Source organism: Ramlibacter sp. 2FC (genome assembly GCF_005503345.1).
Classification (GTDB): Bacteria; Pseudomonadota; Gammaproteobacteria; order Burkholderiales; family Burkholderiaceae_C; genus SCMQ01.
Window position 1 is genome coordinate 42,603 of the sequence record NZ_SCMM01000017.1, and the last position, 25,084, is coordinate 67,686.

A 25,084-nucleotide genomic window follows, 5' to 3' on the forward strand; every position below is an offset into this window, starting at 1 on the left:
TGAAGACTTACTTGGTCAGCACGAAGCCCTTGAGCTTGGCGAAGGCGGCATCGACCAGGGCCTTCTGCTGCTCCTGGTGCAGGTGCGAATAGCCCACGGCCGGCGAAGCCGAGGCGGCGCGGCCGGCGTAGCCGAGCTTCTGCCCTTCGTGCATGTTCTCGTGGATGTAGTGCTGCACGAAGAACCAGGCGCCCTGGTTCTGCGGCTCGTCCTGGCACCACACCAGATCGGTCACGTTCGGGTATTTCTTGAGCTCGGCGGCAAAGGCCTTGTGCGGGAACGGGTAGAGCTGCTCCACACGCAGGATGGCCACGTCGTCGGCGCCCTTCTCGGCGCGCTTCTTGACCAGGTCGTAGTAGACCTTGCCCGAGCAGATCAGCAGGCGCTTGACCTTGTCGGCCTTCTTGACCACCTCTTCGCGGTTCTCCGGGATCACGGTTTGGAAACCGCCCTTGGTGAACTCGGACAGCGGCGAGGTCGCGTCCTTGTTGCGCAGCAGCGACTTGGGCGTGAAGATGATCAGCGGCTTGCGCAGATCCCGCACCATCTGGCGGCGCAGCACATGGAAGATCTGGCTGGCCGTGGTGGGCTGCACGATCTGCATGTTGGTGTCGGCGGCCAGCTGCATGAAGCGCTCCAGGCGCGCCGAGCTGTGCTCGGGGCCCTGGCCTTCGTAGCCGTGCGGCAGCATCAGGGTCAGGCCGTTGGCGCGGCCCCACTTCACCTCGCCGGAGGCGATGAACTGGTCGATCACCACCTGGGCGCCGTTGGCGAAGTCACCGAACTGGGCCTCCCAGATCACCAGGGTGTTGGGTTCGGAGCCGGCGTAGCCGTATTCGAAGCCCAGCACCGCCTCTTCCGAGAGGATGGAGTCGATGACGACGAACGGGGCCTGGTTCTCGGCCACGTTCTGCAGCGGCACGTAGGTGCCGGTGTCCCACTTCTCGCGGGCCTGGTCGTGGATCACGGAGTGGCGGTGCGTGAAGGTGCCGCGGCCGCAGTCCTCGCCCGACAGGCGCACCGCGTAGCCGCTGGCCACCAGCGAGGCGAAGGCCATGTGCTCGCCCATGCCCCAGTCCACGGGGGTGTCGCCGCGGCCCATGGCGGCGCGATCGTCGTAGACCTTCTTGACCAGCTGGTGCGGGCTCACGCTCGCGGGGATGGTGGTGATGCGCTCGGCCAGGCGCTTCCACTCGGCCAGCGGAATCGCGGTGTCGCCGGCGTCGGTCCACTTCTTGCCGAGGAAGGGCGCCCAGTCGACCGCGTACTTGCTCTTGAAGTTGGACAGCACCGGGTCGACCGTGTGCTTGCCCGCGTCCATGGCGGCGCGGTAGGCCCGGGCCATGTCGTCGCCCAGCGTGGCGCCCAGGCCCTGGGCGGCCAGCTTGTCGGCGTAGAGCCTGCGCGTGCCCGGGTGCTGCGCGATCTTCTTGTACATCAGCGGCTGGGTCAGGGCCGGCGTGTCCTGCTCGTTGTGGCCGAGCTTGCGGAAGCAGATGATGTCGACCACCACGTCCTTGCGGAACTCCATACGGAACTCCAGGGCGATCTGGGTGGCCAGCACCACGGCCTCGGGGTCGTCGCCGTTCACGTGCAGCACGGGCGACTCGGTCATCTTGACCACGTCGGTGCAGTACAGCGTGGAGCGGCTGTCGCGCGGGTCGGAGGTGGTGAAGCCGATCTGGTTGTTGATCACGATGTGCACCGTGCCGCCCGTGTGGTAGCCACGGGTCTCGGCCAGCGCCAGGGTCTCCATGATCACGCCCTGGCCGGCGAAGGCCGCGTCGCCGTGCACCAGCACCGGCAGCACCTGCTTGCCCTCGGGGTCGGCACGGCGGTCCATGCGGGCGCGCACCGAGCCCACGACCACGGGGTTGACGATTTCCAGGTGCGAGGGGTTGAAGGCCAGGGACAGGTGCACCGGGCCGCCGGGCGTGGTCACGTCCGAGCTGAAGCCCTGGTGGTACTTGACGTCGCCGCTGGGCAGGTCTTCCGGCGCCGTGTGCTCGAACTCGGCGAACAGGTCGGCCGGCATCTTGCCCAGAGTGTTGACGAGCACGTTGAGGCGGCCGCGGTGGGCCATGCCGATCACGATCTCCTGCACGCCCTGGGCGCCGGCCGACTGGATCAGCTCGTCCATGGCGGCGATGAAGCTCTCGCCGCCCTCGAGCGAGAAGCGCTTCTGGCCCACGTACTTGGTGTGCAGGAAGCGCTCGAGGCCTTCGGCGGCCGTGAGGCGGTCCAGGATATGCTTCTTCTTCTCGGGACCGAAGCTGGGCTTGCTGCGCAGGCTCTCGAGCTTCTGCTGCCACCAGCGCTTCTGGTTCTGGTCGGTGGCGTACATGTACTCGGCACCTATGGTGCCGCAGTAGGTCTCGCGCAGCGCGTTGAGCAGGTCGCGCAGCGACATGCTGTCCTTGCCGAAGAAGGTGTTGCTGGTGTCGAACACCGTTTCCTGGTCGGCGTCGCCGAAGCCGTAGAACGAGGGCTCGAGCTCGGGGATGGCCTGGCGCTCGGCGCGCTTGAGCGGATCGAGGTCGGCCCAGCGCTGGCCCACGTTGCGGTAGGCGGCGATCAGCTGCTGCACCGCGGTGCGCTTGCGGCCCATCTCGGCGTCGGTGCTGGCCAGCACGACCTTGGTGCCGCCGGCCTTGGCGCGCTCGGCGAAGGCGTTGATCACGGGCAGGTGTGGCACGTCCTTGCCGTTGCCACCGTCGACCGCCGGCACGTTCTGCAGGGCGTCGAAGTAGTCGCGCCAGTTGTCGGGCACGCTGCCAGGATTGGCGAGGTAATTCTCGTAGAGCTCTTCGACATAGGGCGCGTTGCCCCCGAAGAGATAGGTATTGCCTTGATAGGCGGCGTAGACGGACTTGGTCTCGCTCATGTTTCGCTGACCTCCGCTCCCCTCAGGGGAACATTAGCTGGTTGAAATACCTTCCGCGACACGGCTGAACCGGATGGCGGATGCGACTGTGGCTCGGGAAGGGCCTAGGTAAACCGTCGATTGTGCCACTGAATCGCCCGCCGCCTGTTTTTTTCGCCCTCGTTCCATCATCTGGAACGAGGGCGCCTGGGCGGGGGCTCAGCCGGCCACCAGGTCCCGGATCTGCTGCAGCGCGGCCGGGTCCTCCAGGGTGGTCAGGTCGCCCGGGTCGCGTCCCTCGCAGACCGCCTGGATGGCGCGGCGCAGCAGCTTGCCGCTGCGGGTCTTGGGCAGCACGGTCACGAAGCGCACGCGCGCCGGGCGCGCCACAGCGCCGAGCGAGCGGTCCACCACCTTCATCACCTCGCCCTCCAGCCGCAGGCGCGCCGCCTCGTCGACCAGCGCGCTCGCGTCCCGCGCGACCGCGAACGCCATGGCCACCTGGCCCTTGAGCGGGTCGGCCACGCCGACCACCGCCACCTCGGCGATGTTGGGGTGGCCGGCGATGCTCTCCTCGATCTCGCGCGTGCCCAGGCGGTGGCCAGCCACGTTGATCACGTCGTCGGTACGGCCGAGGATGAAGAAGTAGCCGTCCTCGTCGCGCATGCCCCAATCGAAAGTGCTGTAGACCATGCGCCCGGGCACGCTGGACCAGTAGGTCTTGACGAAGCGCTCGTCGTCGCGCCACACGGTCTGCAGGCAGCCCGGCGGCAGCGGCCCCTCGATCGCCAGCACGCCCTTCTGGTTCGCGCCGGTGAGCTCCTCGCCGGTCTGGTCGTCGAGCAGTTTGACGTCGTAGCCGTAGACCGCCTTGCCCGGCGAGCCGAGCTTGCCGGCCGCGGCTTCGACCCCGTTGCAGATGGTGAGAATCGGCCAGCCGGTCTCGGTCTGCCAGTAGTTGTCGATGATGGGCTTGCCCAGGCCCTGGGCTATCCACTGCGCGGTCGGCTCGTCCAGCGGCTCGCCGGCCAGGAACAGGGCGCGCAGGCTGGACAGGTCGTATTTCGCGAGCAAGGCCGGATCCTGTTTTTTCAGCACGCGCACTGCCGTCGGCGCGCTGAACATGACCGTGACCTTGTACTTCTCGACCAGGCGCCACCAGATGCCGCCGTCGGGCTGGGTCGGCAGGCCCTCGTACATCAGGGTGGCCATGCCGGCGATCAGCGGGCCGTAGATGATGTAGCTGTGCCCCACCACCCAGCCGATGTCGCTGGTGGAGAAGAAGGTCTCGCCGGCTTGGCCGCAATAGATGTGCTTCATGCTGGCGGCCAGCGCCACGGCGTAGCCGCCGGTGTCGCGCTGCACGCCCTTGGGCCGGCCGGTGGTGCCCGAGGTGTAGAGCGTGTAGCTGGGATGGGTGGCGTCCACCCACTCGCAAGGCACGGCGCTGTGCAGATGCCGCTCGCGCAGCTCGGACCACAGATGGTCGCGCCCGGCCACCCGCTCCAGGGGCGCGAGGCCGCGGTCCACCAGCAGCACCGACTCGGGCCGGTGCGAGGACAGGCGGATGGCCTCGTCGAGCAGGGGCTTGTAGGCCACGACCTTGCCGCCGCGCGAGCCCGCGTCGGCGCTGACCACCACGCGCGGCTGCGCGTCCTCGATGCGTGAGGCCAGCGAACCCGAGGCGAAGCCGCCGAACACCACCGAATGGATGGCGCCGATGCGCACGCAGGCCAGCATGGCAAAGGCAGCCTCGGCGATCATGGGCATGTAGATCAGCACGCGGTCGCCCTTTTGCACGCCCAGCGCCAGCAGCGCGGCCGCCATGCGCTGCACCTCGGCATGCAGTTCGCGGAAGTTGTAGACCTTCTCCTGCCGGGTCTCGGTGGACACGCAGATCAGCGCAGCCTGGTCGGCGCGCTGCGCCAGGTGGCGGTCGACCGCGTTGTGGCACAGGTTGGTGCTGCCGCCCACGAACCATTTGGCGAAAGGCGGCTGGCTGTAGTCGCAGATCTGCTGCGGGGGCTGGCGCCAGTCCACCAGCTGCGCCTGCTCGGCCCAGAAGGCATCCCGGTCCGCTATCGAACGTCGGTGAAAGTCTGCGTAGCGCGTCATCAAGGTCTCCTCGCTGCCCTGCCGTCGAATGGATGTCCTGGCCCGGCCAGAGCGGCAGCCGCAATCCATCTTCTGAATTCATAATTATTCATGACGGTCTTGCGGCAAACTGACAGGCCTGACGCGCAGGCTTGCCCGACAGCCAGTGCCGACCCGGCGCCCGCTCCCTACTTGATCAGGGCCTGGACGGCCTTGAACTCGGGATGCTCGGCCGTGCGCAGCCATTCGAAAGCCACCATCTCGGTGGTGACGAGCTCGGCCCCGGCACCGGCCAGGCGGTCGAAGGCCGCGTCACGGTTGCGCTCGCTGCGCGAGGCGCAAGCATCGGTGACCACCCAGACCTCGAACTCGTCCTCCAGCAGGTCCAGCGCGGTCTGCAGCAGGCAGACATGGGCCTCGCAGCCGGCCAGCACGATGCTGTTGCGCTCGGGCGCGGACGGCGCGCTCTTCTGCAGATGCCGGGGCAGGCTGCGCGCATTGCCCTGCTGCGCCTTGGCCGGCGGACGCAGCCATTCGCCCAGCCCCTCCTCCACGGCGCTGAACTGCAGCTTGGCCAGGGTCTTGTGGCACAGGCCGCGCAGCTCGGGCGGGTTCTCGCCGAGCCGGGAGGGGTTCTGCTCGGTGCCCCAGGCCGGCACGCGCATCAGGCGCGCGATCCTGCCCAGCCTCAGGGCATTGGCCAGCACGGCCTCGCCCTCGAACATGGCGGGCATCAGGCGGGCCTGGTAATCGATCAGGACCAGTTGGGATTCGGAGGCGTCGAGCAGCATGGTGTTCTGGTGGCAAGGGGGTGATCAGGACAGGATGGGCCGGATTGTCGCAGTCTCCAAGCTCAGCGGCCGCGCCGGCGGCGCCGCAGCAGCAGCCAGCCATAGAGTGCCCCATTGACGAGGACGACCAGCGCCGCCAGCAGGTACTGCACGGGCCGCGTCAGGCCCTCGGGATAGATCAGGGCCAGCAGGTAATGGGCCACGAAGCTGTCGCCGTAGCCGGTCATGCCGGCGCGGGCCCGCAGTGCGTTCTCCCAGGCGGTGAGCGGACAGGCCCCGCCCGTGAGCTCGACCCAGGCGCCCCAGAACGCGGCCGGCAGGTGAAGCAGCCAGGCCAGCGGCCAGCGGGCGCCGAGCAGCGCACCGAACAGCACGAACAGGATGAAGCCCAGGTGCAGCAGCAGGACCGCGTCGGCGGCGAATCGGTAGAGCATGGCCGCAGCACCTCGCCGGCTTCCGGCCCGCCCGACGCCGCCTCAGGCCGGCAGGCCCCGCAGGGCCTGCGCGATGGCCGGGATCATGCTGACGGCGTTGCTGGGGTGGGCAATGCAGTCGGTGCTCCAGACCTGGTCCACGCCGGCCTCGCGGATCGCCTGCAGCGCATCGCCGGCGAACAGCGCATGGGTGACAGCCACGTCGACCGAGGCCGCGCCGGCTTCGCGCAGCCGCCGGGCCGCCTGCGCCAGGGTGCAGCCGCTGCTGGCCACGTCGTCCAGCAACACCACGGCGCGACCGCGCCACGCGAGCGGCGGCAGGGCGATGTCCACCTCGGTGTCGCCATGCCTGAGCTTCTGGCACACCGCATGTTCCAGGCCTTGGCGCGCGGCCGCCTGCCCCACCCATTGGGCGGACTCGCTGTCCGGCCCCAGCAGCAGCGCCCCGGGCCGGCGCGCGGCGATCAGCTCGCCCAGCAGCGGCGCGCCGCTGAGCGCGATGGCCTGCGGCAGCGGCACCGCCTCGCCCAGCGAGGCGATGCGGTGCAGGTGCGGATCGACCGTGACGAGGGCGTCGAACAGTCCGGCCAGGAAGCCGCCCACGATGCGCTGACTCACGGCCTCGCCGGGCGTGAACGCCATGTCCTGCCGCATATAGGCCAGGTAGGGCGCGACCAGAGTGAGTCGCCGCACCCCGAGCTCGCGCGCGGTGCGCGCCGCCAGCAGCAGCTCGACCAGCTTCTCGTTCGGCTGGGCGAGGGTGCGCCAGAGCACCACATGCCCGGCCAGGCGCGCCGGCAGGCGCAGCCGCAGCTCGCCGTCCGGGAAGCGGTGGCGCGCGATGCAGGCGGGCTGCAGGCCCGCCGCCGAGGCCAGGCGCCGCGCGGGCTCGCGCTCATCGTCGAAATGCAGCAGGCTGGCCGCTTCAGGCATCAGAATTCCACGAACACATGGGGCACCTCGTCGGCGCCGCCTATGGCGTAGCCGCTGGACTTGTCGCAAGCCCCACGGGCGAAAGTCAGGTCGGTGGGAAAGGCCGCGTGCACCCGGTACAGCAGCTCGCCCTGGGCCACGCTGTCGCCGAGCTTGCGCAGCAGGTCCACCCCGGCGCCCTGGACCTTGGGCGCGCCGGCCAGGCGGGCCACGCGCGCGATCTGGAAGTTGTCTATGCCCGCCACCACGCCCGCGGCAGGCGCGCGTACCTCGAAGCTCAGCGCCCCGAGCTGCGGGTGGTTGTGGTCGAAGCCCTTGCCGCCTTGCGCCTCGATGATGGCATTCATGCGCGCCAGCGCACGGCCCGAGTCCAGGATGTCGCGCGCGATCGCATAGCCGTCGCCGCCGCGGATGTCGGGGTTGCATTCGATCAGGCGCCCGGCCAGGCGCAGCGCCTTCTGGCGCAGGTCGTTGGGCGCGCGCGGGTCGTTCTCGAGCACGCGCATCACGTCGCGCGCCTCCAACACCGGGCCGATGCCGTTGCCCACCGGCTGGCGGCCGTCGGTGATCACGACGTCCAGCGACAGCCGCATGCGCGAGGCCACGTATTCGAACAGGCGGCGCAGGTGCTGGGCTTCGGGCATGGAGCGCACCTTGGCCGTGGGCCCGATGGGGATGTCCAGCACCAGGTGGCTGGAGCCGGCGGCGATCTTCTTGGACAGGATGGAGGCGACCAGCTGGCCCGGCGAGTCGATGGCCAGCGGGCGCTCGACCGAGATCAGCACGTCGTCGGCCGGCGAGAGATCGGCCGTGCCGCCCCAGGCCAGGCAGCCGCGGTGCTCGCGCACGATCTCGACCAGGCGGCCGAAGGGCAGCGCCACGTCGGCCAGCACCTCCATGGTGTCGGCCGTGCCGGCCGGCGAGGTGATGGCGCGGGAAGAGGTCTTGGGGCACAGCATGCCGTGCGCGGCCACGATGGGCACCACCAGCATCGAGGTGCGGTTGCCCGGGATGCCGCCTATGCAGTGCTTGTCGACCACCAGGGGCTCGTGCCAGTCCAGCCGCCGGCCGCTGGCCACCATGGCCTCGGTCAGGTGGTAGACCTCCTCGCGATCGAGCTCGCCGCGGTTGGTGGCGACGACGAAGGCCGTCAGCTCGATCTTGGAGTAGCGGTGGTCGGCGATGTCGCGCACGATGGCGTGGAAATCCGCGCGCTCCAGGCGCTCGCCGGCGAGCTTGCGAAACAGCGCCCCCATGGACGCGGGCGGCTCGGCGTGCGACACGGCGGCCAAGTCGCCGTCGGCCACGCCGAGCTGGGCAAAGGCGTCCTCGGACAGGCCCAGTTCCGGGCAGTCGACGATGGCCGGATCGTCGACCACGTTCAACGTCGCCAGGATGCAGCGGCCGTTGGCGCAGACCTCGACCTTGGACAGGGCCTGAAAGCCCTCGGCGCGATAGACCGCGCAGTCGCGGTTCAGGTAGGCCACGTTCTCGCGGTAGGTGTCGATGGCGACACGCCGCACGGCCAGCCGGGACGCGGCGGTGCGGTTCTCGTTCGGCGGTGCAGACAGCGCCGGCTCGACCACGGTGACAGGGCTCATGATCATCAAGCCTACACCCGATCGGCTTGTCCGCGCCAACCTCAGGGCGGCTGCAGCCGCAACAGCCGGCCGCGCGGGCTGTCGGTCAGCAGGTACAGCAGGCCGTCGGGGCCCTGGCGCACGTCGCGTATGCGCTCGCCCAGATCGGTGAGCAGCCGGTGCTCGTGCCGTACGCGCTCCCCCTCGAGTTCGAGGCGGACCAGCAGCTCGGCGCGCAGCGCGCCCAAGAACAGGTTGCCGCGCCAGCCGGGCCCATAGCGCTCGCTGGTCAGGAAGGCCATGCCCGAGGGCGCGATGGAGGGCGTCCAGTGATGCAGGGGCTGCTCCATGCCGGGCTTGGCGCTCAGGCCTTCGCCGATCTTGCCGCCGCCGTACTGCTCGCCGTAGGTGATGACGGGCCAGCCATAGTTGCGGCCGGCCTGCGGCAGGTTGATTTCGTCGCCGCCCTGGGGGCCATGCTCGTGCACCCACAGCCGGCCATCGGGCGCCAGCGTGGCGCCCTGCGGATTGCGGTGGCCGTAGCTCCAGATCTCGGGCAGGGCCCCCGGCCGGTTCACGAAGGGGTTGTCGCGCGGCACGCTGCCGTCCTTGTGGATGCGCACGATCTTGCCCAGGTGGTTGTCCAGGCGCTGCGCGTCCTCGGCGCGGCGGAAACGCTCGCCCAGCGTCAGAAACAGGTGGCCGCCCTGCCCCTGCACGATGCGGCAGCCGAAATGCAGGCGGCTGGCCACCTTGGGTTGCTGGCTGAAGAGGATGCGCAGACCTTCGAGCCGGGACCGGTCGGCCGACAGGGTGGCGCGCGCCAGCGCTGTGCCGTTGCCGCGGCCGTCCGGCGCCGGCTCGGAAAAACAGAAATACAGCAGGCGGTTGCGCTCGAAGTCGGCATCGAGCAACAGGTCCAGCAGCCCGCCCTGGCCGCCCGCATCCGGCTCGGGCAATCCTTGCACCGCCGGCCCGAGCCTGCCGTCCGCCTCGATCACGCGCAGACGTCCGGGCCGCTCGGTCACCAGGAAGCGCCCCTCGGGCAGGAAGGCCAGGGCCCAGGGATGCTGCAATCCCGTGGCCACGGTCTCAACCCGCGGCGCCTGGGCGCACGCCAGCCCGGCCAGCAGCAGGCCGGCCATCGCCAGCGCATGGCCGGCACGTCGAATCAGGGAATCACCCACCTTGCACCTCCCGAAGGCTCGCGCCCGGCGCAGATTCCAGCACCAAGCCTGGACTTTGCCCAAGCTGGGCCGCAACCATGGCCAACAGCCGCCATCAGTAATTCCACTAAGCGATTGAAAATCAATCGGTTAAGCATATTTCTTAACTTGACTTCTCAGGCCATGACCCTTACCCTGCCAGGGATGTTCCGAGCCTTGGTATTTTTGTTGTTCTTCAGCGCAGCCGCGCATGCGGCGCCGGCCGACGACGACATGGAGCGCCTGCTGGCCGACAAGGGCCTGGTCGCCCGCCTTGGCAACCAGCTGCAGCAGGTGCGCCAATCGGTCGGCGAGAAAGCTTCGGAGCTGGTCGTGAACGCCATGGGCTTCCTGGGCGTTCCCTACAAGCGCGGCGGAAATTCGGCCGAATCCGGCTTCGACTGCAGCGGCTTCGTGCGCGCCATGTACGAGCAGACCGTGGGCCTGATCCTGCCGCGCCGCGCCGAGGAACAGGCCGCAGCCACCCAGGAAATCGACCGCAGCGAGCTGCGCCCCGGCGACCTGGTGTTCTTCAACACCATGCGCCGCGCCTTCAGCCATGTGGGCATCTACGTCGGCGACGGCAAGTTCATCCATTCGCCGCGCTCGGGCTCGCAGGTGCGCGTGGAGGACATGCGCCAGGCCTACTGGCAGACCCGCTTCAACGGTGCGCGCCGCGTGGGCGCTGCCGCGGGCGAGACCCCGAACTGACGGATGGTGCGCCGACCGGGCCAGGGCCTCAGCGGCACGCCTCGGCCTCCAGTGCGAGCCACTCGGCCCAGAGCTTGAGCCGCCGCACCGCGCAGCGGCAGCCGCCCCGCTGCCCCATGTTGCATGAGTTACAGTTGAACACATCGCGGCTGGCGCTGGTGTGTCGGCGCGCGCAGGGTATGGCCACGAAGCCGTCGAGCTTCGCGGCGGCCGGGCTTCTTCATCCAGGTGGGAAGGCGCCGGCATGGGACTGGCTTGGCGATGCAAGCCCTGCGACGCGACGACCCCGTGCGCAGCCGCCGCCCTTTGGATCCCATCCGCCAGCCACCGATGTCCCCCGCACGAGTTCCCATGCGCACCCCTGACCCACCGTTCGATCGGGAGCGCCGTCCCGTGGCACGGCGCTGGGCCCGCCTGGGCCTGCTGCTCATGCTGGCCTGGACGGCGGGCTCGGCCAAGGCCGAGCGCCAGCCCACCGAACACGACTACTTCGAGCAGCTGCCCGTGGTCCTGACCGTCAACCGCCTGGAGCAGGCGCTGAACGACGCGCCCGGCGCCGTCACGGTGATCGACCGCGAAACGATTCGGCGCTCGGGCGCGCGCGACGTGACCGACCTGCTGCGCCTGGTTCCGGGCTACCTGGTCTCGGGCTGGAACGGCGCCCAGCCCAACGCCGCCTACCATGTGCCACTGGACGACTTCGGCACGCGCAACCTGGTCATGATCGACGGGCGCTCGGTCTACTCGCCGCTTCACCTGGGCGACACCCACCGCGGCATGATGGGGGTGATGCTGGAGGATATCGAGCGCCTAGAGGTGCTGCGCGGCTCCAACTCGGCGGCCTATGGCGCCAACGCCATGTTCGGCGTGATCAGCATCATCACGCGGCACGCGGCCGACACCTTGGGCGGCGAGCTCTCGGCCAGCGCCGGCGGCGCCCATATCCAGGACCGGCGCGCCCGCCTGGGATGGGGAAACGAACACGCGGCCTTCCGCCTGTCTGCCGGCCAGCGCGCCGACAGCGGCTTGCGCAATGCCTACGACGACCGGCGGCTGCGCCAGCTGCATTGGCGCAGCGACCTCAGGCCCAGCGCACAGGACGATGTGCTGCTCGAGGCCGGCACCAGCGAGCTGGTTGCCGGCGAAGGCTTCCCCAGCAGCATCGGCAACCCGATCCGGACGGTGACATCGCGCGACCACTACCTGCTCGGCCAGTGGCGGCGTCAGCTGACGGAGTCGGAGCAGCTCAAGCTGTCGGCCGACTACACCGAGGAAGAGATCCACGATGTCGCGCCTTATCGGGCCGTGCCGGGGCTGAACCTGGACTTCAGCGGCAAGGGGCGGCGCCTGAACCTGGAGCTGCAACACCAGCGCCGTCTCGCCGAAGGGCTGCGCGCGGTCTGGGGGCTGGGTGCCAAGCAGGAGGACGCGCTGTCCCGGCCCCTGTACCACCGCGACCGCGTGACCATGCGGGAGCAGCGCGTGTTCGGCAACCTGGAGTGGCAGGCCCAGCCGCGCTGGCTGATCAACGCCGGCCTGTTCGTCGGGCGCCACAGCTGGACCGGCACCTATGCCGCGCCACGCCTGATGGCCAACTACCTGCTCACGCCCGACCACACCCTGCGCTTCGGCGCAACCCGCTCCGTGCGGGCGCCGACCCAGTTCGAACTGGCGGGTGATGTGCGCTACGTTCTCAACGACGTCCTGCTGGGCCGGACCGTGGCGGCCACCGGCCAGGTCCAGCCCGAGCGGCTGGCGAGCCGCGAGATCAGCTACCTGGGCCAGTTCCGCGATCTGCGCCTGACCCTGGACGTGCGCCTGTACCGTGAAGAGCTGAAGGGGCTGATCGGTACGGCCCCTTACCGCCTGCCGGTCTCTCTGCCGGGCACGGGCAGCCTGGTGGACGACTATGTCAACAAGCCGGGGCTGAGCACCACGGGCGTCGAGTACCAGCTGCGCTGGTCCCCGCGCGAGGGCACGGTGCTGTGGTTCAACCAGAACCTGATCGACCTCAAACGCGAGAACGCGGCGCTTTACGAACGCGAGCCGCCGCGCCACGCTTCCACCCTGGCCCTGTTCCAGAAGCTGCCGGCCGGCATGAACCTGACCGTGATGGTCCATGCCCTGGGACGCATGACCTGGCGCGGCAGAAAGGACCAGCTGCCCCCCACCCAGCGCCTGGACCTGAGGCTGGACTACCCGTTCCGACTGGGCTCCACGCGCGCCGAGGCAGCGCTGACCGTGCAGGCCCTGGGCGGCGATCAGTCCGAGTTCCTGCCCTCGTCGAGCTTCCGCTTCCAGCGCCGCGCGTTCGGCACATTGCGCCTGGAGTTCTGAACTGGACGCGCAGCGCCGCCTGATGCTGGCCGGGTCCCTGGCGGCAACCCTGCTGCCCCAGGGACGCGCCTGGGGCGCGGACCCGACCCTGTGGCTGGCGCTCACCGAGCCGGGCGGCGCCTATGCCGAAGCCGCCGCCGCCCTGCGCGAGGACTGGGCCGCGGCGCCGCGCCGCGCCGAGCTGCTGATCGCGCCGGCGCGAGAACTGCTGGCCTTGGCGTCAGCGCCGCCCAGGCTGGTCGTGAGCCTGGGCGCTGGCGCCTTGCGCGCGGTGGTCGACAGGATGCAGAACGATGCCGCCCTGGCCAGGGTGCCGCTGCTGGCGTCGCTGCTGCCCCGCGCGAGCTACGAGGCCGTCGTCGGCCACCGCATGCCCGCCAGCGCCTCGGCGGTGCTGCTCGACCAGCCGCTGGATCGCCACTTCGAACTGCTGCGCCAGGCCCTGCCCACGCGCAGGAAGGTCGGCATGCTGCTGGGCCCCGACACGGTCCCGCTCAGGCCGGCGCTGCTCGCGGCGGCCGCGGCGCGTGGCATGCAACTGAACGCGCTCGCCCTGCCCTCGGCCTCGCAAGACCTCTACCCTGCCCTGCGCGAGGTGCTGGACGACTCGGAGGTGCTGCTGACCCTGCCCGACAGCCTGCTGCTGCAGCCCGGCGCGCTGCAGAACCTGTTGATCGCGGCCTACCGGCAGCGCGTGCCGGTAGCCACCTACTCGGCCGCCCAGGTGAAGGCCGGCGCCACGCTGGCGCTGTTCACGTCGCCGGCGCAGGCTGCACGTCAGACCTCGGCGGCGATGCAGGCCTTCCTGGCCGGGCGCGGCCTGCCGCCGGTGCGTCTGGCCGAATCGTTTTCCGTGGCCGTCAATGCCCAGGTCGGCCGTTCGCTCGGGCTGGCACTGGACGATGCCAACACATTGGCAGCGGCCGTGCGTCGTCAGGAAGTTGCACGATGAAACCCATTCCAGGCATTCGCACGCGACTGTGGCTGGCAGCGGCACTGCCAGCCATGCTGACCGTCCTGCTGCTGTTGCTGCTGTTTCACGGACGGCAGGGATCGGCCCTGGAGGACGCCTTGCGCGACCGGGCCCATGCCTCGGCGCGACAGCTGGGCAGTGCCGCCGAGTTCCTGCTGTTTGCCGACAACCGGGACGGCCTGGCCCGCCTGGTCGAGTCGGCCATGGCGGTCGACCCGAACATGCGCGGCGTCGCCATCTATGCCCTGGACGGAAGGCTGCAGGCCGCCGCAGGACGGCTGTCGACGCCGCTGCCCGCCTTCGACGACCAGGTCCAGGTGCGGGTGGGCAAGGCGCTGACCGTGGTGGCGCCCATCTACCCTTCCGCACTGCCCGCTGACGAGCTGTATGCCCCGCTGGGCGCAGGCACCGCCGCCGCGGGCGAGCGCCGACAGGGGCTGGGCCATGTGGTGCTCGAGTTCTCGCTGGATGCCATGGCCGGGCAGCAACGCGACCTGCTGCTCTGGGCCCTGATCACGGCCGCGGGCGGTCTGCTGCTGGCGGGCCTGTTCTCGACCTGGATTGCCTCCAGCGTGACCCGGCCCATAGGCCATATCAGCCGCGTGGTCGAGCGCATGCGCGAAGGCGAGCTGGAAGCACGTGCCGACCCGGCGGCCAGCGGGGTGCTGCGCGCCCTGGCGGCGGGCATCAATACCATGGCCGCGCGGGTGGCCATGACGCAGGAGGAGCTGCGGCAGCAGATCGCGGCTGCCACGGACGAACTGCGGCGCCAGAAAGAGGCCGCCGAGCAGGCGGCGCGCATCGACCCGCTGACCGGCGTGGCCAGCCGCCGGGCCTTCACCGAGGTGGCGGAGGTGGAGATCCAGCGCGCCCTGCGCTACCGTTCGCCGCTGTCGCTGGTGATCATCGACCTGGACCACTTCAAGGCGGTCAACGACACCCACGGCCATGTGACCGGGGACGCAGTGCTGGTCAGCATTGCCCAGACCGTGGCCCGCGAGGCGCGCGAGGTGGACCTGGTGGCCCGCCTGGGCGGCGAGGAGTTCGTGGTCCTTCTGCCGAACTGCGCAGCCGAGCAGGCGGCCCTGGCCGCCGAGCGCATGCGGCTCGCCATCGAGCAGAGCAAGCTCCATGTCGAGGGGCGCCAGCTGAGCTACAGCGCCAGCTTCGGCGTCGCGCAGTTCGACCCCAGCGAGCTCAGCATCACGCGCCTGCTGGCCCGGGCCGACGCCGCCCTCTACCAGGCCAAGACCGAGGGGCGCAACCGGGTGGCAGTGGCCCAGGCCTGACCCGGGCCAGGGGCCGCCCTCACTCCTCGTCCAGCCGGGGCGGCGAATGCCCCTCCGCCGGCTCGCCCGTCTCGGGGTCTATCCAGTCGGAGATGCCGATCTCGTCCTCGGCCTCCTGCAGGCTCTCGCCCGGCTCGGGCTCATCCTCGTCGGCCACCTCCATGTCGGCCAGGGCGTCCTCCAGCGTATCGAAGGGCCCGAACTCCTGCCGGCCATCCAGGGCTTGCCAGTAATAGCCATCCGGTCGCACCAGGATCTGCCGAAGGCGCGGGTCCTCGGCCGACTCGCTGTCCTCCGCCGCGGGGGGACTGCCCGCACGGGTCGCTGGTGATTTGCGCGTCATGGTCATGCTCCTTGGGGTCAGCCCTTCGGATGAGGTCGAAGCCTGCAGCCGCGCGCCTTGCGGCCCCCGCCACGACGCGCAGCGGATCCATTGTGACGCCGCAGGCGTCCCGCGTCCACGAAGCACGAAGCACGAAGCACGAAGCGGCCCCCGCAAAGGATTGCACCTGCCAAGCCCCGGCATGAATCCTGCAGCGCACCGATCAAGTCGGCCACATGGTCGATCCGTGGGTGGTTCATGCACAACAATGGAACAGGCATCCGCTTCTGCGCCCAGTTAACGGGCGTGGCCTTGTTGTACACCGCCGCCGCCATAGGCGGCTTGATGTATGCCGTGGTCGGCAACACGGTCACCCTGCTCTGGGCGCCGAGCGGGATCGCGCTGGCCGCGCTGCTGGGCTATGGCTACCGATTGTCTGTCGGTATTGCCCTGGGCGCCTTCCTGGCCAATGCATGGACCGGCATCGCACTGCTGGTCGCCGCCGGCATCGCGCTGGGCAACACCCTGGAAGCCCTGGTCGGCGCCTATCTCCTGCAGCGCCTGGCCGGTTTTCGCAATGCCCTGGACCGGCGTCGGGACGTGCTCGCCCTGGTCGTCCTGGCCGCCATGCTCGGCACCATGGCCAGCGCCTCCGTGGGCGTGGCCGTGCTGGCCCTGGGCGGCATCGTCACCATGGGCGACTACGCCTCGGTCTGGCTGAAATGGTGGCTGGGCGACATGATGGGCGTGCTCGTGGTGGCGCCGCCGCTGCTGGTCTGGCTCAGCCATCCGCGCCGTGCGCTGTCGCCGCCCAGGTTGCTCGAGGCCCTGGGCCTGGGCGCCATGCTCCTGCTGGTCAGCCACAAGATCTTCGGCGCACCGGAACTGGCGGGCCATGGCTACTACCCGGCCTCGCTGGCCGTGTTTCCCTTCGTCATCTGGGCGGCACTGCGCTTCGGTCAATGGGGCGCCAGCCTGGTCACGCTGGCCGTCTCGCTGCTGGCCATCGTGGGCACGAGCCGGGGAACCGGGCCCTTCGTGGTCGACGACCCCGTGGACAGCCTGATGCGCTGGTGCACGTTCGCCAATGTGGTCGCGGTCAGCGGACTGCTGCTCGCCGCCTCGGTCGCCGAGCAGCAGCGCGCGCAGGCGGACCTCAAGCGCTCGCACGACGAACTGGAGCGTCGGGTCGACGAGCGCACCCGGGATCTGGCGGACAGCAATGCCGGCCTGCAGCGCGAGATGGCCGAACGCAGGCGCCTGGAGAGCGAGTTGATCCGGGCCAGCGAAGAACAGCAAAAAGCCATAGGCCGGGAACTGCACGACGGTCTGGGCCAACACCTGACCAGCCTGGCGCTGTTCAGCGCAAGCCTGCAGCAGACGCTTGCCGAGCGGGCACGCCCGGAGGTCAGCCTGGCCAGACGGATACGGGAACTGATCGAGCAGGCGATCGCCATGACCCGCTCGGTGGCCAGGGGGCTCTACCCGGCGGCCCTGGAGTCCGATGGCCTGGCGGCGGCGCTCGAGCAGCTGGCGGAGCACACCCGTTCGCTGCAGGGCGTGGCCTGTGTGTTCCGCGCGGACCCCCATCTCCGGGTGCGCGACCCGCTGGTCGCGATCAACCTGTACCGGGTCGCGCAGGAGGCCATCAACAACGCGGTGAAGCACAGCCAGGCCAGCCAGCTGCGCATCGACCTGGCCCAGGTCGAGGGCCAGCACAGGCTGGCCATCAGCGACGACGGCATTGGACTGGACCCGGAGCGCGTCTGGCGTGGACAGGGCCTGGGCATGCACAGCATGCGCTACCGCGCCAGCCTGCTCGGGGGCCGCTTTGCCGTCGAGCGCAATGCCCAAGGCGGCACGACCATCGCCATCATCTACCCAGGAGAGCCGCGTGAGCAGCCCGCCCTGTCCTGAGCGGGTGAAGACCCGCATCCTGATGGTCGACGACCACCCCATCGTGCGCGAGGGCATGGCCCAGTTTCTCAACCTCCAGGAGGACCTCGACCTTTGCCGCGAGGCCGGCACGGCCGAAGAGGCCCTGGCTGCCATGGCGGCTGCCGACTTCGAGCTGGCCATCGTCGACATCTCGCTCAACGGCGATTCGGGACTGGAGTTGATCAAGACCTTGCGGCACCGTCACCCCGGACTGGCGCTGCTGGCCATCAGCATGCACGACGAGTTCATCTTCGCGGAACGCGCCTTGCGGGCCGGCGCTAACGGCTACCTCATGAAGCAGGCGGCCACCAGCGACATCCTGCGCGCGGTGCGCCAGGTCCTGGTCGGCGAGATCTACCTCAGCGCCGCGATGCACAACCGGCTGTCGCAACGGCTGGTGGCGCCACACGGCGGCGTCCCCAGCCCCATCGCCGGGCTGAGCGAACGCGAATTCGAAGTCCTGCACCTGCTGGGCCTGGGCTTCGGTACCCGTCAGATCGCCGACAAGCTCCACCGCAGCATCAAGACCATCGAAGCCCACCGCGCCAGCCTCAAGGAGAAGCTGCAACTGAGCAATGGCGGGGACCTGGTCCGGTTTGCGGTTCACTGGCTGGAAGACCGTTGAACCGGCGGCTGTCCTCCTAGGGGAAGCCCTTAGCCAGAAATCGGAGTTTCCCCAAGCGCCATCGGGGACCCGCCCCGATGGCTCCCTCTGCTGGCCGGGCCTAAAGTGGTTTCCAGGCCATCGCCGCGGCGAGAGTCCCTCTGCCGCGCCGATGTCCAACCAAGGTAGCCCTTCGACTCAGAGAGGAACACGGCCATGAAGCAGTCAAACGCTCGTCTTTTCGCAACCACCCTCGCACTGGCGGCCTGGGTCGCCCCTGCCGCCGCCGGCGGCCGCGGGACCACGCCCCCGCCCGTAGTGGAAAGCGTCGAGATCGATCCCGCGGGGAATCGACTCAACCTCTCGGGCAGGCACTTTGGCAGCAGCGCGCCGCTGCTCGTGCTCGGCGCGCACCGGCTCGAGGTCAGCGAATCCACGCCAACGCAGGTGACCGCGAAACTGCCGGCACAGCTGCGTCCCGCCCTCTATCGGCTGACGATCAACAACCTGCAGCCGCCCTCCGAAGCGACATCGCTCTACCTGCAGTTCCCCACGCCCGCGGAGCCGGCTGCAAGTCCCGATCGCTGAGGCCTGTGACCCCGATGATGCGGCATGGCGGGTGCTGCGCCCGCTCGGCGCAGGCGACAAAAAAGCCCGGACCTGCGAAGGTCCGGGCTTTGCGAGCCGGCTGAGGACGCGGCTTACTTGCGCGCCGGCGGCAGGTCCGTGCAGCTGCCGTGGGCCACCTCGGCCGCCATGCCTATGCTCTCGCCCAGCGTGGGGTGCGGGTGGATGGTCTTGCCGATGTCCACCGCGTCGGCGCCCATCTCGATGGCCAGCGCGATCTCACCGATCATGTCGCCGGCATGGGTGCCCACGATGCCGCCACCCAGGATCTTGCCGTGGCCATGGGCCTCGGGGCTGTCGTCGAACAGCAGCTTGGTGTAGCCCTCGTCGCGCCCGTTGGCGATGGCGCGGCCCGAGGCCGTCCAGGGGAACAGGCCCTTCTTGACCTTGATGCCCTGCGCCTTGGCCTGGTCCTCGGTCAGGCCCACCCAGGCCACCTCGGGGTCGGTGTAGGCCACGCTGGGGATCACGCGGGCGTTGAAGGCGGCCGAGGCCAGCTCCTGGTTGCCCTGCAGTTCGCCGGCGATCACCTCCGCCGCCACATGCGCCTCGTGCACCGCCTTGTGCGCCAGCATGGGCTGGCCCACGATGTCGCCGATGGCGAAGATGTGCGGCACGTTGGTGCGCATCTGGATGTCGACGTCGATGAAACCACGGTCGGTGACGGCCACGCCGGCCTTGTCGGCGGCGATCTTCTTGCCGTTGGGCGTGCGGCCCACGGCCTGCAGCACCAAGTCGTAGGTGCCCTCGCTCTTGCTGCCGTCCAGGCCTTCGAACTGCACCTTGATGCCCTCGGGCGTGGCCTGCGCGCCCACGGTCTTGGTCTTGAGCATGATGTTGTCGAAGCGGTGCTGGTTCATCTTCTGCCAGACCTTGACCAGATCCCGGTCGGCGCCCTGCATCAGCCCGTCCAGCATCTCGACCACGTCCAGGCGCGCGCCCAGCGTGCTGTAGACCGTGCCCATCTCCAGGCCGATGATGCCGCCGCCGACGATGAGCATCTTCTTGGGCACGCCCTGCAGGGCCAGCGCGCCGGTGGAGTCCACCACGCGCGGGTCCTGCGGCATGAAGGGCAGGCGCACGGCCTGCGAGCCGGCGGCGATGATGCAGCGCTTGAACGCGATGACCTGCTTCTTGCCGGTCTTCTCCTGCGCCGTGCCGCCGGTCTCCTCGACCTCGACATGGTTGGCACCGGCGAAGGCGCCGTAGCCGCGCACCACCGTCACCTTGCGCATCTTGGCCATGGCGGCCAGGCCGCCGGTCAGCTTGGAGATGACCTTTTCCTTGTGGCCGCGCAGCTTGTCGACGTCGAGCTTGGGCGCGCCGAAGTCGACGCCGAGGTCGGCCATGTGGCCGACCTCGTCCATCACGGCGGCCACGTGCAGCAGGGCCTTGGAAGGGATACAGCCCACGTTCAGGCACACGCCGCCCAGGGTGGCGTAGCGCTCGACCAGCACCACCTTCAGACCCAAGTCGGCGGCGCGGAAGGCGGCCGAGTAGCCGCCGGGGCCGGCACCGAGCACGAGCACGTCGCACTCGAGGTCGGCCTGGCCGCCGAAGCTGGCGGCGACGGGGGCCGGGGCCGCCGCGGCGGGGGCCGGAGCAGCCGCCGCGGGTGCAGCGGCCGGCGCCGGTGCAGGCGCCGCAGCGCCGCCTTCGGCCGCCTCCAGCGTCAGCAGCACCGAGCCTTCGCTGACCTTGTCGCCCAGCTTGATCCTGAGCTCCTTGACCACGCCGGCATGGCTGGAGGGGATCTCCATCGAGGCCTTGTCGGACTCGACGGTGACCAGGCTCTGCTCGGCCTTGATGGTGTCGCCGGGCTTGACCAGCAACTCGATGACGGCAACTTCGGAGAAATCGCCGATGTCGGGAACCTTGATGTCAATCAGTGCCATGTTGCGGTCCCTTTACAGCAGCACACGGCGGAAGTCGCCAAGGATCTGGCCCAGGTAGGCGTTGAAGCGCGCGGCGGCGGCGCCGTCGATCACGCGGTGATCCCAGGTCAGCGACAGCGGCAGCATCAGGCGCGGCTGGAACTGCTTGCCGTCCCAGACCGGCTCCATGGTGGACTTGCAGACCCCCAGGATGGCGACCTCGGGCGCGTTGATGATGGGCGTGAAGTAACGCCCGCCGATGCCGCCCAGGCTGGAGATGGTGAAGGTGGCGCCGCTCATGTCGGCCGGCCCCAGCTTGCCGTCGCGCGCCTTCTTGGCCAGCTCGGACATCTCCTGGCTGATCGCGAGGATGCCCTTCTTGTCGGCGTCCTTGATCACGGGAACGACCAGGCCGTTGGGCGTGTCGGCGGCAAAGCCGATGTGCCAGTACTGCTTGTAGACCAGGGCGTCGCCGTCCAGCGAGCTGTTGAACTCGGGGAACTTCTTGAGCGCGGCCACGCAGGCCTTGATCAGGAAGGCCAGCATGGTGACCTTGACGCCGGACTTCTCGTTCTCCTTGTTGGTCGAGACACGGAAGGCCTCGAGCTCGGTGATGTCGGCGTCGTCGTGGTTGGTGACGGCCGGGATCATCACGGCGTTGCGCAGCAGGTTGGCGCCGCTGATCTTCTTGATGCGGCCCAGCTCCTTGCGCTCTATGGGGCCGAACTTGGCGAAGTCGACCTTGGGCCAGGGGATCAGGCCCAGGCCGGCACCGTCGCCGCCGCCGGCCGGGGCCTTGGCGGCCTGGGCCTTGGTCTGCTGGGCGCCGGCCATCACGGCGCGGGTAAAGCCCTGCACGTCGTCCTGGGTGATGCGGCCCTTGAGGCCGCTGCCCTTGACCTCCTCCAGCGGCACACCGAGCTCGCGCGCGAACTTGCGCACCGAGGGCGAGGCGTGCGGCAGGCCGACCGGCGCGCCGGTGGGCTGGTGGGCCGGCAGGGCGGCGGCGGGGGCCGCCACAGGCGCCGGGCTGGCGGGCACGCTGGCGGCCGCCGGAGCAGGCGCCGCAGCGGCGGCCACCGCGGGCGCGGCCGGGGCGGCGCTGCCCTCGAGCACGGCCAGCAGGTCACCGATGTTGATCTTGTCGCCGATCTTGACCTTGAGCTCCTTGAGCACGCCAGCGGCCGACGAGGGGATCTCCATCGAGGCCTTGTCGGATTCGACAGTGATCAGGCTCTGCTCGAGCTTGATGGCGTCGCCGGGCTTGACGAAGACCTCGATCACGGCGACGTCCTTGAAGTCGCCGATGTCGGGCACGCGCACCTCGACCGGGCCGGTGGCGGCGGCAGCGGCCACGGGGGCCGGCGCAGGCGCAGGCGCTGCCGCAGCGGCGGCAGGCGCCGGGGCCGCTGCGGCGGCCGGCGCGGCGGCACCTTCGGCCTCCAGCACCAGCACCACCGAGCCCTGCTTGACCTTGTCGCCCAGCTTGAGCTTGAGCTCCTTGACCACGCCGGCGGTGGACGAGGGAATCTCCATCGAGGCCTTGTCGGACTCCACCGTGATCAGCGACTGCTCGGCCTTCACGCTGTCGCCGGGCTTGACCAGCAATTCGATGACCGCGACTTCATCGAAGTCCCCGATGTCGGGGACCTTCACTTCTACCAATGCCATGTTTGTTCTCCGTCGTTCTTGTCAGGCGTACAGCGGGTTGACCTTGTCGGCCTTGATGTCGTACTTCTTGATCGCCTCGGCGACCTTGGCCATGGGCACGCTGCCCTCTTCGGCCAGGGCGCGCAGGGCGGCGACCACGATGTAGTGGCGGTTCACCTCGAAATGCTCGCGCAGCTTGCCGCGGAAATCGCTGCGGCCGAAGCCGTCGGTGCCCAGCACCTTGTAGTTGCGGCCCTTGGGCATGAAGGGGCGGATCTGCTCGGCATAGGCCTTCATGTAGTCGGTCGAGGCGACCACCGGGCCCTCGTGCTTTTCCAGCTGCTGCGCCACGAAGGGCACGCGCTGCGTCTCCAGCGGGTGCAGCAGGTTCCAGCGCTCGGCATCCTGGCCGTCACGCGTGAGCTCGTTGAAGCTCGGGCAGCTCCAGACGCTGGCGGCCACGCCCCAGTCCTGCTCCAGCAGCTCCTGGGCAGCGATGGACTCGCGCAGGATGGTGCCCGAGCCCAGCAGCTGGACCTGCGGGGTCTTGGCCTTGGCCTTGAGCACCGCGGGCTTGCACAGGTACATGCCCTTGATGATCTGCTCCTCGGTGCCGGCCGTGAGGCCCGGCATGGCGTAGTTCTCGTTGAGCAGGGTCAGGTAGTAGAAGACGTTGTCCTGCTTCTCGACCATGCGCTTCAAGCCATGGTGCAGGATCACGCCGACCTCGTGCGCAAAGGTCGGGTCGTAGCTGACGCAGTTGGGGATGGTGCCGGCCAGGATGTGGCTGTGGCCGTCCTCGTGCTGCAGGCCCTCGCCGTTGAGCGTGGTGCGCCCCGAGGTGCCGCCCAGCAGGAAGCCGCGCGCCTGCATGTCGCCGGCGGCCCAGGCCAGGTCGCCGATGCGCTGGAAGCCGAACATCGAATAGTAGACGTAGAACGGCACCATGATGCGGTTGCTGGTGCTGTAGCTCGTCGCGGCCGCGATCCAGCTGCTCATGCCGCCGGCTTCGTTGATGCCTTCCTGCAGGATCTGGCCGGCCTTGTCCTCCTTGTAGTACATCACCTGGTCCTTGTCGACCGGGGTGTACTGCTGGCCCGCCGGGTTGTAGATGCCGACCTGGCGGAACAGGCCTTCCATGCCGAAGGTGCGCGCCTCGTCGACCAGGATGGGCACCACGCGCGGGCCCAGGGCCTGGTCGCGCAGCAGCTGCGTGAGGAAGCGCACATAGGCCTGGGTGGTCGAGATCTCGCGGCCCTCGGCCGTGGGCTCCAGCACCGCCTTGAAGGTCTCGAGCGCGGGCACGGTGAAGTTTTCCTCGGCCTTGGTGCGGCGGTGCGGCAGGTAGCCGCCCAGGGCCTTGCGGCGCTCGTGCAGGTACTTCATCTCCGGCGTGTCGTCGGCCGGCTTGTAGAACGGGATCTTGGCCAGCTCGCTGTCGGGGATAGGGATATTGAAGCGGTCGCGGAAGATCTTGATGTCCTCGTCGGTCAGCTTCTTGGTCTGGTGCACGGTGTTCTTGCCCTCGCCGGCCTTGCCCATGCCGTAGCCCTTGACGGTCTTGATCAGCAGCACCGTGGGCTGGCCCTTGTGGTTGACCGCCTGGTGGTAGGCCGCATAGACCTTCTGCGGGTCGTGGCCGCCGCGGCGCAGCTTCCAGATGTCCTCGTCGCTCATCTTGGCAACCATCTCCAGCGTGCGCGGGTCGCGGCCGAAGAAATGCTTGCGCACGTAGGCGCCGTCGTTGGCCTTGAAAGCCTGGTAGTCGCCGTCCAGGGTGTCCATCATGATCTTGCGCAGCGCGCCGTCCTTGTCGCGCGCCAGCAGCGGATCCCATTCGCTGCCCCACAGCAGCTTGATCACGTTCCAGCCCGCGCCGCGGAACTCGCCCTCGAGCTCCTGGATGATCTTGCCGTTGCCGCGCACCGGGCCGTCCAGGCGCTGCAGGTTGCAGTTGATCACGAAGATCAGGTTGTCCAGGTTCTCGCGCGCGGCCAGGCCGATCGCGCCCAGGCTTTCCACCTCGTCCATCTCGCCGTCGCCGCAGAACACCCAGACCTTGCGGTTCTCGGTGTTGGCGATGCCGCGCGCGTGCAGGTACTTCAGGAAGCGCGCCTGGTAGATGGCCATCAGCGGGCCCAGTCCCATGGACACCGTGGGGAACTGCCAGAACTCGGGCATCAGCTTGGGGTGCGGGTAGCTCGACAGGCCCTTGCCATCGACCTCCTGGCGGAAGTTGAGCAGCTGCTCCTCGCTCAGGCGGCCTTCGAGGTAGGCGCGCGCGTAGACGCCGGGCGACACGTGGCCCTGGATGTAGAGGCAGTCGCCGCCGTGGTTCTCGCTCTCGGCGTGCCAGAAATGGTTGAAGCCGGCGCCGAACATGTGGGCCAGCGAAGCGAAGGAGCCGATGTGGCCGCCGAGGTCGCCGCCGTCGGCCGGGTTGTGGCGGTTGGCCTTGACCACCATGGCCATGGCGTTCCAGCGCATGTAGGCGCGCAGGCGCTCCTCGATCTCGATGTTGCCCGGGCAGCGCTCTTCCTGGTCCGGCTCGATGGTGTTCACGTAGCCGGTGTTGGCCGAGAACGGCATGTCGATGCTGTTCTCACGCGCGTGTTCGAGCAGTTGCTCGAGCAGGAAATGCGCGCGCTCGCCGCCCTCCTGTTCGATCACGGCAGACAGGGCGTCTTTCCATTCGCGGGTTTCCTGGCTGTCCGCGTCGTTGGCTGCGGCACCGAAGGGCTGACTGGGTAAGGCTGACATGGCGTCTCCTGAGGGTTTGTGGCGTAATTTAAGCGGTGCGCGGAGTTTCTCATAATTCCTCGCGTATTTCAAATAGTGCCAGTCATTTTCATATTATGG

General features: G+C 69.1%; 18 protein-coding genes. 7 read left to right on the forward strand and 11 right to left on the reverse strand.

From position 1 onward, the window contains the following. Positions 1-7 precede the first annotated feature (7 nt). The 7 genes from FFS10_RS09570 to FFS10_RS09600 form a co-directional block, all read right to left on the reverse strand. Positions 8-2,884, reverse strand: coding sequence for a 2-oxoglutarate dehydrogenase E1 component (locus FFS10_RS09570; RefSeq protein WP_137893953.1), 2,877 nt, complete (start codon positions 2,882-2,884; stop codon positions 8-10). Positions 2,885-3,082: 198 nt separating this feature from the next. Beyond that, positions 3,083-4,978 (reverse strand): propionate--CoA ligase, encoded by a 1,896-nt coding sequence (locus FFS10_RS09575; protein ID WP_137893955.1) that lies wholly within the window; start codon positions 4,976-4,978, stop codon positions 3,083-3,085. 167 nt (positions 4,979-5,145) lie between these two features. Then, positions 5,146-5,748 carry an isochorismatase family protein gene (locus FFS10_RS09580; protein WP_137893957.1) on the reverse strand — a complete coding sequence of 201 codons (603 nt, stop codon included), beginning with the start codon at positions 5,746-5,748 and terminating at the stop codon, positions 5,146-5,148. Positions 5,749-5,810: 62 nt separating this feature from the next. Beyond that, positions 5,811-6,182 carry a DUF2784 domain-containing protein gene (locus FFS10_RS09585; RefSeq protein WP_137893959.1) on the reverse strand — a complete coding sequence of 124 codons (372 nt, stop codon included), beginning with the start codon at positions 6,180-6,182 and terminating at the stop codon, positions 5,811-5,813. Positions 6,183-6,224: 42 nt separating this feature from the next. Continuing rightward, positions 6,225-7,115: a ribose-phosphate diphosphokinase gene (locus FFS10_RS09590; RefSeq protein WP_137893960.1), complete on the reverse strand. Its 891-nt coding sequence runs from the start codon at positions 7,113-7,115 to the stop codon at positions 6,225-6,227. Next, the gene (locus FFS10_RS09595; protein WP_249931237.1) at positions 7,115-8,644 is read right to left on the reverse strand and encodes a thymidine phosphorylase family protein; all 1,530 of its coding nucleotides are present in this window, start codon (positions 8,642-8,644) and stop codon (positions 7,115-7,117) included. The genes FFS10_RS09590 and FFS10_RS09595 overlap by 1 nt, the downstream gene beginning before the upstream one ends. 113 nt (positions 8,645-8,757) lie before the next feature. After that, positions 8,758-9,840: a PQQ-dependent sugar dehydrogenase gene (locus tag FFS10_RS09600; RefSeq protein WP_137894011.1), complete on the reverse strand. Its 1,083-nt coding sequence runs from the start codon at positions 9,838-9,840 to the stop codon at positions 8,758-8,760. 204 nt (positions 9,841-10,044) lie between these two features. On the opposite strand from FFS10_RS09600, the gene FFS10_RS09605 reads away from it, so the two are divergent. From FFS10_RS09605 to FFS10_RS09620, 4 genes are all read left to right on the forward strand, one after another. Next, complete coding sequence (locus FFS10_RS09605) at positions 10,045-10,611, forward strand: C40 family peptidase (RefSeq protein ID WP_502702747.1); 567 nt, start codon at positions 10,045-10,047, stop codon at positions 10,609-10,611. A gap of 351 nt (positions 10,612-10,962) precedes the next feature. Beyond that, positions 10,963-12,948 carry a TonB-dependent receptor plug domain-containing protein gene (locus FFS10_RS09610; RefSeq protein WP_171016126.1) on the forward strand — a complete coding sequence of 662 codons (1,986 nt, stop codon included), beginning with the start codon at positions 10,963-10,965 and terminating at the stop codon, positions 12,946-12,948. 22 nt (positions 12,949-12,970) lie between these two features. Beyond that, positions 12,971-13,900 (forward strand): ABC transporter substrate binding protein, encoded by a 930-nt coding sequence (locus FFS10_RS09615; RefSeq protein ID WP_137893966.1) that lies wholly within the window; start codon positions 12,971-12,973, stop codon positions 13,898-13,900. Further along, complete coding sequence (locus FFS10_RS09620) at positions 13,897-15,210, forward strand: diguanylate cyclase (RefSeq protein WP_137893968.1); 1,314 nt, start codon at positions 13,897-13,899, stop codon at positions 15,208-15,210. Before FFS10_RS09615 ends, FFS10_RS09620 begins: the two co-directional genes overlap by 4 nt. Positions 15,211-15,229: 19 nt before the next feature. Here the strand turns inward: FFS10_RS09620 and FFS10_RS09625 are convergent, their stop codons facing one another. Next, positions 15,230-15,553, reverse strand: coding sequence for a hypothetical protein (locus FFS10_RS09625; RefSeq protein ID WP_212744111.1), 324 nt, complete (start codon positions 15,551-15,553; stop codon positions 15,230-15,232). 237 nt (positions 15,554-15,790) lie between these two features. Here FFS10_RS09625 and FFS10_RS09630 point away from each other — a divergent pair, with 237 nt between their 5' ends. From FFS10_RS09630 to FFS10_RS09640, 3 genes are all read left to right on the forward strand, one after another. Beyond that, entirely contained in the window at positions 15,791-17,449 is a 1,659-nt protein-coding gene (locus FFS10_RS09630; RefSeq protein WP_137893971.1) for an MASE1 domain-containing protein, read from the forward strand. Further along, complete coding sequence (locus FFS10_RS09635) at positions 17,427-18,095, forward strand: response regulator transcription factor (RefSeq protein WP_249931233.1); 669 nt, start codon at positions 17,427-17,429, stop codon at positions 18,093-18,095. The genes FFS10_RS09630 and FFS10_RS09635 overlap by 23 nt, the downstream gene beginning before the upstream one ends. A 195-nt stretch (positions 18,096-18,290) precedes the next feature. Further along, positions 18,291-18,662 carry a hypothetical protein gene (locus tag FFS10_RS09640; protein WP_137893973.1) on the forward strand — a complete coding sequence of 124 codons (372 nt, stop codon included), beginning with the start codon at positions 18,291-18,293 and terminating at the stop codon, positions 18,660-18,662. A gap of 113 nt (positions 18,663-18,775) precedes the next feature. Here FFS10_RS09640 and lpdA read toward each other — a convergent pair whose 3' ends face one another. Genes lpdA through aceE form a run of 3 tightly spaced genes read right to left on the reverse strand, consistent with a single transcriptional unit; the run spans position 18,776 to position 24,985 of the window. Further along, positions 18,776-20,596 (reverse strand): dihydrolipoyl dehydrogenase, encoded by a 1,821-nt coding sequence (gene lpdA / locus FFS10_RS09645; RefSeq protein ID WP_137893975.1) that lies wholly within the window; start codon positions 20,594-20,596, stop codon positions 18,776-18,778. Positions 20,597-20,608: 12 nt separating this feature from the next. Beyond that, the gene (gene aceF, locus FFS10_RS09650; protein ID WP_137893977.1) at positions 20,609-22,246 is read right to left on the reverse strand and encodes a dihydrolipoyllysine-residue acetyltransferase; all 1,638 of its coding nucleotides are present in this window, start codon (positions 22,244-22,246) and stop codon (positions 20,609-20,611) included. A 21-nt stretch (positions 22,247-22,267) separates the two neighbouring features. Further along, positions 22,268-24,985 (reverse strand): pyruvate dehydrogenase (acetyl-transferring), homodimeric type, encoded by a 2,718-nt coding sequence (gene aceE, locus FFS10_RS09655; protein ID WP_137893979.1) that lies wholly within the window; start codon positions 24,983-24,985, stop codon positions 22,268-22,270. Positions 24,986-25,084: the final 99 nt, after the last annotated feature.

Coding starts and splice junctions, on each gene's coding strand:
- FFS10_RS09570 (WP_137893953.1), bottom strand. CDS start 2,884: ATGAGCGAGACCAAGTCCGTCTACGCCGCCTATCAAGGCAATACCTAT.
- FFS10_RS09575 (WP_137893955.1), bottom strand. CDS start 4,978: ATGACGCGCTACGCAGACTTTCACCGACGTTCGATAGCGGACCGGGAT.
- FFS10_RS09580 (WP_137893957.1), bottom strand. CDS start 5,748: ATGCTGCTCGACGCCTCCGAATCCCAACTGGTCCTGATCGATTACCAG.
- FFS10_RS09585 (WP_137893959.1), bottom strand. CDS start 6,182: ATGCTCTACCGATTCGCCGCCGACGCGGTCCTGCTGCTGCACCTGGGC.
- FFS10_RS09590 (WP_137893960.1), bottom strand. CDS start 7,115: ATGCCTGAAGCGGCCAGCCTGCTGCATTTCGACGATGAGCGCGAGCCC.
- FFS10_RS09600 (WP_137894011.1), bottom strand. CDS start 9,840: ATGGCCGGCCTGCTGCTGGCCGGGCTGGCGTGCGCCCAGGCGCCGCGG.
- FFS10_RS09605 (WP_502702747.1), top strand. CDS start 10,045: ATGACCCTTACCCTGCCAGGGATGTTCCGAGCCTTGGTATTTTTGTTG.
- FFS10_RS09610 (WP_171016126.1), top strand. CDS start 10,963: ATGCGCACCCCTGACCCACCGTTCGATCGGGAGCGCCGTCCCGTGGCA.
- FFS10_RS09615 (WP_137893966.1), top strand. CDS start 12,971: ATGCTGGCCGGGTCCCTGGCGGCAACCCTGCTGCCCCAGGGACGCGCC.
- FFS10_RS09620 (WP_137893968.1), top strand. CDS start 13,897: ATGAAACCCATTCCAGGCATTCGCACGCGACTGTGGCTGGCAGCGGCA.
- FFS10_RS09625 (WP_212744111.1), bottom strand. CDS start 15,553: ATGACGCGCAAATCACCAGCGACCCGTGCGGGCAGTCCCCCCGCGGCG.
- FFS10_RS09630 (WP_137893971.1), top strand. CDS start 15,791: ATGCACAACAATGGAACAGGCATCCGCTTCTGCGCCCAGTTAACGGGC.
- FFS10_RS09640 (WP_137893973.1), top strand. CDS start 18,291: ATGAAGCAGTCAAACGCTCGTCTTTTCGCAACCACCCTCGCACTGGCG.
- lpdA (WP_137893975.1), bottom strand. CDS start 20,596: ATGGCACTGATTGACATCAAGGTTCCCGACATCGGCGATTTCTCCGAA.
- aceF (WP_137893977.1), bottom strand. CDS start 22,246: ATGGCATTGGTAGAAGTGAAGGTCCCCGACATCGGGGACTTCGATGAA.
- aceE (WP_137893979.1), bottom strand. CDS start 24,985: ATGTCAGCCTTACCCAGTCAGCCCTTCGGTGCCGCAGCCAACGACGCG.